Below are 10,550 nucleotides of genomic sequence, written 5' to 3'. Positions count from 1 at the left end.
ATGACCGAAGAAGCTGCTGAGGGCAAACGCGCCTTTTTGGAAAAGCGCCCCCCCAACTTTCGCCAGTTTCCCTGGCTACCTTAGATAGTTTCCATTAATTCCACTTCCCCGAAGGGAAGCGACTTGCCCCCCAATTTTGTTGTTCTGGGGGAAACAGGAGGGTTTCCATTAATTCCACTTCCCCGAAGGGAAGCGACCTTGGGGGACTGTGAACTATGCCAAGGCCCTAGGAGTGCGGTTTCCATTAATTCCACTTCCCCGAAGGGAAGCGACTGAGATACTGAGCGACTTGTCCAGACCCATTCCGGAGTTTCCATTAATTCCACTTCCCCGAAGGGAAGCGACGTCGGGCTGCCGGCTTAGCTGGCAAACCTACCAAACGTTTCCATTAATTCCACTTCCCCGAAGGGAAGCGACTGGCGCAGTGATCGATGAAGCCATCAAACTCTACGAGTTTCCATTAATTCCACTTCCCCGAAGGGAAGCGACCTGGCTGCACGTGGGGGATGCGGATGGCGTGGATAAGTTTCCATTAATTCCACTTCCCCGAAGGGAAGCGACGTTGAACTTTCGCCGCCCACTGGCAGAGATCATCAGTGTTTCCATTAATTCCACTTCCCCGAAGGGAAGCGACTACTTATGAATGCTCTACTATGTGTCTTGGATTGGTTGTTTCCATTAATTCCACTTCCCCGAAGGGAAGCGACTGCCCAAGTCTATAAGCTGAAGTTTGTCGCAAGCGGTGTTTCCATTAATTCCACTTCCCCGAAGGGAAGCGACAACCCACCTGGATCCCCCACCGGCCCACCTAACTGCGTTTCCATTAATTCCACTTCCCCGAAGGGAAGCGACGCGCTTACTCCACCACAACCGGAAAATAGATCTATCGTTTCCATTAATTCCACTTCCCCGAAGGGAAGCGACAACTTTCGCAGGGAAGCAGCACGCAGTTTGCTAGTGGTTTCCATTAATTCCACTTCCCCGAAGGGAAGCGACATGGGCTAACTTGCCTGTTGTGAACTCAGACTTCTACAGTTTCCATTAATTCCACTTCCCCGAAGGGAAGCGACTTGACGAGATCTACGAAGAGTTTTTTTGGGACTATGTTTCCATTAATTCCACTTCCCCGAAGGGAAGCGACCGGCGTCATCGAGCAGATCTGATCTTTTACCCTGATTGTTTCCATTAATTCCACTTCCCCGAAGGGAAGCGACTTAACTTTTACAGTTCCACTATAGCCGATTACATTCGTGTTTCCATTAATTCCACTTCCCCGAAGGGAAGCGACTGGTTACTCCAGAAAGTCTGGGTTCTTTTGGATACTAGTTTCCATTAATTCCACTTCCCCGAAGGGAAGCGACCCAACCAACAGCTAGAGAAAACCATCCTGAAAGCCCAGGTTTCCATTAATTCCACTTCCCCGAAGGGAAGCGACGCGAGTAGTGCTGATGCCACTACCCGGGGCTGAACTGGTTTCCATTAATTCCACTTCCCCGAAGGGAAGCGACTGCTGGTAGTGGCCCAGCGTGGGGCTGAGTTTGAGGTGTTTCCATTAATTCCACTTCCCCGAAGGGAAGCGACTTAAGCAAAGCAAGTCTTTCTTCAGTAAATACAATCGTTTCCATTAATTCCACTTCCCCGAAGGGAAGCGACTGCGTATTCATGGGAATACGCAAGGTTTATTTGGTAGTTTCCATTAATTCCACTTCCCCGAAGGGAAGCGACCTTGCTGGAGCTAAGTGATCGGGCTGAGGAAAGCGAGTTTCCATTAATTCCACTTCCCCGAAGGGAAGCGACATCAGCTAGATGCTTTGTTTTTCTTGCGTTGTGAGTTGTTTCCATTAATTCCACTTCCCCGAAGGGAAGCGACCCTAATTTGACTGGCGAGAGCATATGCACGAAACAGTTTCCATTAATTCCACTTCCCCGAAGGGAAGCGACCAGTGACCTACGCAGTCACCATCCACACACAGGAAGTTTCCATTAATTCCACTTCCCCGAAGGGAAGCGACTAGCGCGGCAAGTGAAAAAGGGGCCTATGACTGTGTAGTTTCCATTAATTCCACTTCCCCGAAGGGAAGCGACCAATCAAGATGGCTTCTTACCCAAGTGTTATGTCAATGTTTCCATTAATTCCACTTCCCCGAAGGGAAGCGACTACTGGCCTGACCCTGAACTGCTGGAGAGGAAGTGGGAGTTTCCATTAATTCCACTTCCCCGAAGGGAAGCGACAACGTACCAGAAGAAGTGTACAAGGAAGTTTGGATTGTTTCCATTAATTCCACTTCCCCGAAGGGAAGCGACTACTATATTACTATATAGTCATACTGTATATCCAATGTTTCCATTAATTCCACTTCCCCGAAGGGAAGCGACCTTGATCCCTAGCTCTTTAAGGCCAAGGAGAACAACAAAGTTTCCATTAATTCCACTTCCCCGAAGGGAAGCGACAAGCCATAAAAGAGCGTTGGAATGTCTCCATCGCTGACGTTTCCATTAATTCCACTTCCCCGAAGGGAAGCGACCAGGGGCTCCAGGTTTCAAAGGCAGATCACTTCCAGTTTCCATTAATTCCACTTCCCCGAAGGGAAGCGACTAGCTGGGATGAGGGAGTGACGAAGGGTGACGAACAGTTTCCATTAATTCCACTTCCCCGAAGGGAAGCGACCAGAACAGCAAGCGTTCAAGCGGGCTGCAGCACGATGTTTCCATTAATTCCACTTCCCCGAAGGGAAGCGACACAGGATTTATGAGGAAATGTTCCCATACTTTATAGGTTTCCATTAATTCCACTTCCCCGAAGGGAAGCGACACGATTACTTGGGAGGCTTATAAGACAATTAAGGATGGTTTCCATTAATTCCACTTCCCCGAAGGGAAGCGACTGCCCCAGGGTGGGAGGGATCCGTCAAGCAGATACAACGTTTCCATTAATTCCACTTCCCCGAAGGGAAGCGACCTAGCAAACTGCGTGCACTTTGCCGGCGAAACTCGACAAAGTTTCCATTAATTCCACTTCCCCGAAGGGAAGCGACCGTCGATTACGCTGAGCTGTGAAAGGGTAGTCTGAATCGTTTCCATTAATTCCACTTCCCCGAAGGGAAGCGACGACTGTGTACAGGACTGAGGGCAAAGAACGCTGGCAAGTTTCCATTAATTCCACTTCCCCGAAGGGAAGCGACTCGATAAGACGTCTTCTGGGCCAAAATAGAGGCGATAGTTTCCATTAATTCCACTTCCCCGAAGGGAAGCGACCAGTCAACAACGTCCAATCCACCGCCTTTCGGTAGGGTTTCCATTAATTCCACTTCCCCGAAGGGAAGCGACGAGGTGTATAGCTCAACGAGAGTGGGATGGTCGGGTGTTTCCATTAATTCCACTTCCCCGAAGGGAAGCGACATTGAGATCTCTATCGAAAACTGCCCTCCTGAGTTGGAGTTTCCATTAATTCCACTTCCCCGAAGGGAAGCGACTGGCAAGCTGCGTGATATCCGCGTGATATTGATGGTGTTTCCATTAATTCCACTTCCCCGAAGGGAAGCGACAGCCGACGCTGCGGATGGCAGGAGCGATCACCACGACGTTTCCATTAATTCCACTTCCCCGAAGGGAAGCGACCTGGCCAAAAAGAGAAAGTGTTGACAAAAGCAGAGGTGGTTTCCATTAATTCCACTTCCCCGAAGGGAAGCGACCGCCGATAACCCACCGCCAGTCAACCGAGAAATCGAGTTTCCATTAATTCCACTTCCCCGAAGGGAAGCGACTCACTAAGTGAACTTGGATAGTCCAAGAAATGTATTGTTTCCATTAATTCCACTTCCCCGAAGGGAAGCGACTCGGATCTCGCGCTGGGCGTCGGCTTTGGCCCGCAAGTTTCCATTAATTCCACTTCCCCGAAGGGAAGCGACACCAAAATACAGGCACGCTATTGTTTGGGATCCCTCGTTTCCATTAATTCCACTTCCCCGAAGGGAAGCGACGAGGAATGGCCCGCGTTAGACAGGCAGGCACTCGAGTTTCCATTAATTCCACTTCCCCGAAGGGAAGCGACTATTTCACCTGGGGTTCAAGTCACTGGCAGAGTATGGTTTCCATTAATTCCACTTCCCCGAAGGGAAGCGACCAGGATTTGGTTCGTCCCTGCAGTAAAGAGTCGGCGTTTCCATTAATTCCACTTCCCCGAAGGGAAGCGACTATAACCTGGTAGTCGACTAGCGATCCCTACAGCGGGTTTCCATTAATTCCACTTCCCCGAAGGGAAGCGACTGCTGGTACCGGCTGGAGAACGGCAATCCGGTCGTGATGTTTCCATTAATTCCACTTCCCCGAAGGGAAGCGACTCGTGTTGCCAGCCGGTACCCGGGTACTTCTGCCAGGTTTCCATTAATTCCACTTCCCCGAAGGGAAGCGACCGGGAAGTAGACGGAGTAGACTTAGAAGACGCCGAGGTTTCCATTAATTCCACTTCCCCGAAGGGAAGCGACTACAACTGTCGTAAATAAAGTGGATCCTATTTTAGGAAGTTTCCATTAATTCCACTTCCCCGAAGGGAAGCGACAGCGCACAGCGGATCCCATTCTCTGGCCCGACCTAAGTTTCCATTAATTCCACTTCCCCGAAGGGAAGCGACCTGGATGCGCCTATGGGCACAGGCAAAACAACACGGAGTTTCCATTAATTCCACTTCCCCGAAGGGAAGCGACGGGAGTATTGCAAGACATACCACAAAACAGAAGACTGGTTTCCATTAATTCCACTTCCCCGAAGGGAAGCGACTGCAATTTTTCTATTTTCCATACTTTAGTTCTTACTTGTTTCCATTAATTCCACTTCCCCGAAGGGAAGCGACTCTTAGAGCTTTGATTCCCTAGCTAGTTTACAAGGGTTTCCATTAATTCCACTTCCCCGAAGGGAAGCGACTCATAATAGAGGCCCTTCTCAAGCCCGTCTTTTGCCCTGTTTCCATTAATTCCACTTCCCCGAAGGGAAGCGACCTCATCTCACCAGTATCGACGTCAGTTTCCCAAGCAGTTTCCATTAATTCCACTTCCCCGAAGGGAAGCGACTCTTGAAGCATCCCACTTCAAAGACTTTGAGCTCAGTCCTGTTTCCATTAATTCCACTTCCCCGAAGGGAAGCGACTTGGCGGTGGCAGCCGGCCAAGTAAAACAGCCAAGGTTTCCATTAATTCCACTTCCCCGAAGGGAAGCGACTCCCCCCCATTATAACCCTTACCCAGAGCGGGATCCAGGGGCCTAGATCGACAGGGTCTCGTTTTCGGCTGCAATTTCCCCTTGTTTTTCTCCGCTGAGGGGCCTGAAACCCTTGCCCAGAGCGGGATCGACCGGGTCAACGGAAGAATCAGGGTTTGAGGCTTGTCGCCGACCCTGTCGCTAACTGGGTTGGTGTAGAAATTGACATGGATCCTCCTGCCCCCCTTGAGGTTGCTGGGGAGCTGCCTCTGAGAAGCGGAAGCAGGGGGCCAATGAGGGCAAGATGAGAGGCTAGGGAGCGACGACATAGCAATCTTGGGAGAGGCGCTCGTTGCCTCCCCACTTTGCCAGCTTGCTTCCGCCGCAGGCAGGTATGAAGACCGGGCTTGAGACCCGGTTTTTAGGTAAAACTCCCTGAGTAAAAGTTCTCAATAGAAACTACCAAAGTTACTGCAGGAGCTGGGATCCCAATTTGGGAAGCTTGAGAACCCTAAATGCCTGGGGACTTGCTGGGTGGGCTTTCTTCGGCTACTGCTTGCCTGCGTCGATCCCCGATGCCGCAATCACCACAGCATTCCGGTCGCTTGAAGTCGTCCCAATGGATGCAAGCCCGGCAGCCTTTCAGCATTTCCGGCCAGCGCTCCCGAATCAACAGTTGCCGCAGTTTGACTTCCCGTGACTCCTGAAAGGGGTGTTGGAATTGATCCATAGCTATTGGGTTTCCCAGCTCTCTTATCTGGTATAAAAGCAGATTTGAGTTTGGGATCGAGAAACATCAGTATAGCTTAAGGTTTGGGTGACCCAATCTTTTCTGCTGGTTCTAAGACAGCCGAGATAAATCAATCCACTTTTATCCATCACCTTAGGAAAAGATTTACCAAAAAATGTAAACAGTTTACACAAAACTTAGCCCATTTTTTCTCCGCTCAAAACAAAGGTGGGATCCAGTGCCAGCAGCATTTGAGTCCGACCGCGGTGTTCCAGGCGGTTCACCGCCGATTGAATCACCTCCACATGACGAGCTCGCACAGCGGCCAGGCCAGCGGAAAGGCCGTAGAGCTCATCCAAAGAGTTGGTCGTCGCCACGACCCGCCCGTTGGGGCTGAGATGGCTCCAGCAGGCTTCCAAGATCTCGCGTAGGGGGTGGCCTCCCTCAATGCAGATGCGATCCGGCGCTGGAGAAAGGTGTTGCAGACAATCGGGGGCAGTACCTTGAATCACCTGCACGTTGGCGAGGCCAAATTTCCGGCAATTGCTCTCGATCAGGCTGACCACCTCTGCATCTCGCTCGATGGCGATCACGCGAGCTTTGGGGCACAGAATGGCTGCTTCAATGGCAATGGTGCCTGTTCCGGCGCCGATATCCCATAGGCAGTGGTTCTCTCCCAGGCGCAACTGGCTCAGCACCAACACGCGCACCTCACGAGGGCTCATCGGGATCCCCGGGATGCGTTCAAAGGCAGAGTCCGGGATCCCTGGGGTGCGGTAGGGCCAAGAGAAGGCAGTTGACATGGGAAAGTAGCGTCGCAGAGGAAGTTTGCTTGCCATATCCCTCAGCATAGAGCGAATGCTCAACAGGCCATCTCCAACCTGATAGGGGTGCCGCTTCTCCCGCCCAATCATTGCCCAGATGGGCACCACAAACGCCCTCTGAGCTTAACGGAGTGGTTGGAGCAATTCCCAACCGGCAAAGCTGCAGTCCAAAACCAAAATGATCCTGCCCCCTTGAGGAATCGAGTTGGACACTAGGGAAGTTCTGGAGACAAGCGGGATCCCTTTTACCCAAGAGCTCATTTTGCGCCGGATGTAGCTGGTGCTGCCGGAAAAAGTTGTAGTTGGGGCAATGTTCAGTACAAGAGGATCTTAAGAACGTTTCCTTGAACTGGAGCCTATCAAACCATCCATCCAAAGAATAAGCTTTGCTCGCAGATACAGCCAAATCTCATCATTTGCCCGCAACAGGAATAGAACATATAGGCTCAATACGACGAAAACACACAGGTTCCCTAAAAAAGTGTAGGTTTGGATAATTTGATCGGTGCTCCAGCCAAAGTCGTAGTTTAGGCGGTTCATATCCCCCCTGGCATCTCCTTGGCCGCCCAACAAAGTTCCCCAGGGAACCTCGGCCAATCCCAGTCTGATGCTGTGCCATTCCCAAAAGCTTCTCCACAGGCTGCTGCTCGCGATCCCCAGCACGACAAATCGCAAAGAGTCCCATCGCCAACGATCTGGCAGGGGAAAATAAAAGCTGGCCATCAAAAAGGTGCTGAGATAAAACTCCCCTCCAACACCACCAAAGGTAATCAACAGATCCTGAGTGCGATTGGGCATCAGCCAGGTCATATAGAACTGGAATAGGGCAAGAAGAACGGCCAGCGCCTGTAGCCATCTCATCTGCTCCTGGCGGGCCGACCAGAACAGCAAAATCAGCAAAAAGAGGATTCCAAAATACACAAAGGGATCCCTCTGGGAGCTAACGCTTGTCCAGCCGATGGGCAGAGGCAAAGCCCGATACCCGCTCCACCAGGCGATGGTGGCATGGCCGAGCTCGTGAATCCAAATGTGCCAAGGCAAATGCAGCAACCGCAATAAGCCGATGTTGTTCACCATCAGGGCCACCGCAAACGCAGCCGGGTAAGCCCAAGCGTTCACCGACCAGTTGCCAAAAGAAAACCGATCCCAACGCCGCCGGGATCCCAGCTTTAGGCTCTGCCGCCAGAGCAAGCGTGAGCCGCGGAAAGCGCAAATTTCCACTTGCTCCAGCCGTGGGATCCGCAGTTGCTTCAAGATCAGAAACAGTTGGGCAGCGGCAACTTGGGGGGAGAGCGCAGGCTGGTACAGGGATCCCAGCAGGTGGACGTGCAGGGTCTCGTCGGCAAAGTCTACTCGGGCACACCAGCGACGCCGCAGCAGCTCCATCCGCACAACCTGCACAATTGACTGGGCGTGTCCAGCTCGGGCCAGGGTTAGGAGATCCGGTGGTTTGGGCATCCCAAGATACCTCGCCGGAGAACAAGCAGGAAGAAGAAGGGGCGAGCCTCTACCCATCATCCCCCAGCCCTGCAGGCAAGAGCGGAATTGCGCTCCTTCCCAGGCTGCTCCGAGGGCAGGTTGGTATAGTTGAGGGCAGCAGGTGTGGGGAGTGGATGGAAGGTCATGCCTGAATTCGGCAAGCCGAGGTCAAGGCGGATATGGGGGGCGATGCTGCTGTTGAGCTTGGCGGGAGCAGGACTGTTTCCCCCTCCCTCTGTCCAGGCCCAGACGACCACAATCCCAGGGTTATCTCGCATCGACCGCTGGCACTACGACCCTCAGCAGGGGCGGCTGGAAGTCAATACACAGGGAGAGGTGCGGCCTTTCCTGTTTGTTCTGCAAAACCCCCCCAGAGTGGTGCTGGATTTTCCCAACACCCGCTTCGGACGGGAGCCCCAGACCCAGACCTTTGCAGGCCGTGTCGCCTCTGTGCAGATTAGCCAGCTTACGGATACCATCACCCGTTTTGTGCTCTATCTGCAGCCGGATCAGCCCCTCAGCCTTAACCACCTGCAACTGCTCACCGCCGGCCCCTCCCGCTGGGCCGTTCAATTCACCCAGGCCGCTCCCCCTTCGCCGCTGTTTCCCCCCTCATCTGCCGGCTCATCAGCTCCCATCCCACTGCCCCAGAGCCAAGCTGTCGGATCCCCCCCACCCCTGCCTGTCTCCCGCTCCGGCCATCAAATTTTAGAGGTATCCCCGCAAGCAGAAGGCTTTTTCATCCGTACCCAAGGCAGCCCCTCCACTACGGTGCGGCGCATCCTCGATCCAGATCGGGTGGTGGTGGATTTTCTCAACACCACGCTCAGCCCTGCCCTCACCCAGCGAGTCTACATCGTCAACCGTCTGGGGGTTGCGCGGCTACGGATCGGGCAATTTGAGCCCACCATTGCTCGGGTGGTGCTGGATGTGGATTCCTCCGGTGGCGATTGGGAAGCCCGCTACGACCCACAGCGGGGTGGGATCTGGATCCAGCCTGCCGGCGGTGCTGCCCAGGCCAGCCTTTTGCCCGAGGTCAGCTCTGTCAACAGCAGTGGGCCGCTGGCCACGTTGCAATCGGTTCAGCTCCAGGGCAACCGGTTGATCATCAGCGCCGATGGATTCATGTTCTACCGGGCCGGCTGGGATCCCGAGAGTGGTGGCTACCGCATCAACGTGGCGCCCGCTCGCCTGCCCCAGTCTATGCCGGATCCCGGCTTGCCGGTTGGAGGGCCGGTGGAGCGGATCCGCTTTGTCCAGGAAGATGCCCGCACGGTCAGCATTCTGGTGCAGCCCGCCGAGGAGTTCAATGTCTTCGAGCCCAACCCCGGCCAGGGATCCCGCCGCATTACCTTGGAGCTGCGACCTCTGAATGCTCCTCCACCAATACCTCAGCCGCAGACGCCCGGCCCTGCCTCCCCTTCCACCCCCCAATTTCTGAACCGGACGGTCATTGCCATCGACCCCGGCCACGGGGGACGGGATCCCGGTGCCATCGGGGTGGATGGGATCCAGGAGAAGGACATCGTGCTCTCCGTTGCCCACCAGGTGCAACGACTGCTGCAGGAGCGGGGGTACGGGGTGGTGATGACCCGCACCGATGACCGGGAAGTGCTGCTGCAACCGCGGGTGGATATGGCCGTTCAGGCCAATGCTGCCCTGCTGGTGAGCATTCATGCCAACGCCCTGGATCGCTCCGGCATTCACGGCATCGAGACCTATTACCTGCGACCCGATAGCGCCGAGCTGGCCGCCATCTTGCACCGCAGCTTGGTCAGGGCCACCGGTGCTGCTGACCGAGGGGTGAGACGAGCCCGCTTTTTTGTGGTGCGGGAAACACCTGTGGGTATGCCCTCCGTGCTGCTGGAGTTGGGATACGTAACCAACCCAACCGAAGGGCGAAAATTGGCTACTGCCGAATATCAGGCTATTTTGGCGCGGGCCATTGCCGATGGCATTGAGACTTTCTTGCGCAGTCGCTAGCCGTTGGCTGAGCTTGTTCATGTCTATCGGATCTCTCAATTGATCCTTAAGTAAACTACCCGGCCCTGACTGCTTCGCAGTACGGGGCGGGCTTTCGGTAGCCCTGCAGTTGGCAAGCCAACCACGGGCCTCTAGGCTGGTTTACGACAGCCCCAAGCTTGGCAATCATGTTGGCCCCATTCCAGTCCGCATCCCCTTCCCATCCACAGTGCCCACACTTGAACTGCTTCCCACTGCGATAGGATTGCGTAGGATCGGGATGGACGTGCAAACACCGGTGGCAGGTCTGCGACGTGTAGGCAGGCGGCACCAGAATCAAAGCAACCCCTGCACGCAGAGCCT

At 54.0% G+C, this 10,550-nt stretch carries 5 protein-coding genes and 1 CRISPR repeat array; of the genes, 1 reads left to right on the top strand and 4 read right to left on the bottom strand.

The window, feature by feature from the left end:
* Positions 1-87 precede the first annotated feature (87 nt).
* Positions 88-5,213: direct repeats of the CRISPR family, unit length 36 nt; unit sequence GTTTCCATTAATTCCACTTCCCCGAAGGGAAGCGAC.
* A gap of 490 nt (positions 5,214-5,703) precedes the next feature.
* From NW849_RS12820 to NW849_RS12810, 3 genes are all read right to left on the bottom strand, one after another.
* Positions 5,704-5,922, bottom strand: a complete 219-nt coding sequence (locus NW849_RS12820) for a hypothetical protein (protein WP_011432028.1) — start codon at positions 5,920-5,922, stop codon at positions 5,704-5,706.
* Positions 5,923-6,119: 197 nt separating this feature from the next.
* Positions 6,120-6,725 (bottom strand): precorrin-6Y C5,15-methyltransferase subunit CbiT, encoded by a 606-nt coding sequence (gene cbiT, locus NW849_RS12815; RefSeq protein ID WP_414358065.1) that lies wholly within the window; start codon positions 6,723-6,725, stop codon positions 6,120-6,122.
* A gap of 351 nt (positions 6,726-7,076) precedes the next feature.
* Entirely contained in the window at positions 7,077-8,204 is a 1,128-nt protein-coding gene (locus tag NW849_RS12810) for a hypothetical protein (protein ID WP_414358062.1), read from the bottom strand.
* A gap of 210 nt (positions 8,205-8,414) precedes the next feature.
* On the opposite strand from NW849_RS12810, the gene NW849_RS12805 reads away from it, so the two are divergent.
* Positions 8,415-10,208, top strand: coding sequence for an N-acetylmuramoyl-L-alanine amidase (locus NW849_RS12805; protein ID WP_414358061.1), 1,794 nt, complete (start codon positions 8,415-8,417; stop codon positions 10,206-10,208).
* Between the two features lie 55 nt (positions 10,209-10,263).
* Here NW849_RS12805 and NW849_RS12800 read toward each other — a convergent pair.
* Positions 10,264-10,550: zinc ribbon domain-containing protein (locus tag NW849_RS12800; RefSeq protein ID WP_414358059.1), on the bottom strand; the 287-nt coding region annotated here is incomplete at its 5' end.

The sequence above is a fragment of the Synechococcus sp. R55.3 genome, assembly GCF_047461975.1.
Classification (GTDB): Bacteria; Cyanobacteriota; Cyanobacteriia; order Thermostichales; family Thermostichaceae; genus Thermostichus.
The sequence above is the reverse complement of the archived record's forward strand: the minus strand, read 5'-3'. Positions and strand labels throughout refer to the sequence as shown.

Bases quoted from the DNA above. Each gene is read 5' to 3' on its own strand.
- NW849_RS12820 (WP_011432028.1), bottom strand. From the start codon at position 5,922: ATGGATCAATTCCAACACCCCTTTCAGGAGTCACGGGAAGTCAAACTG.
- cbiT (WP_414358065.1), bottom strand. From the start codon at position 6,725: ATGTCAACTGCCTTCTCTTGGCCCTACCGCACCCCAGGGATCCCGGAC.
- NW849_RS12810 (WP_414358062.1), bottom strand. From the start codon at position 8,204: ATGCCCAAACCACCGGATCTCCTAACCCTGGCCCGAGCTGGACACGCC.
- NW849_RS12805 (WP_414358061.1), top strand. From the start codon at position 8,415: ATGCTGCTGTTGAGCTTGGCGGGAGCAGGACTGTTTCCCCCTCCCTCT.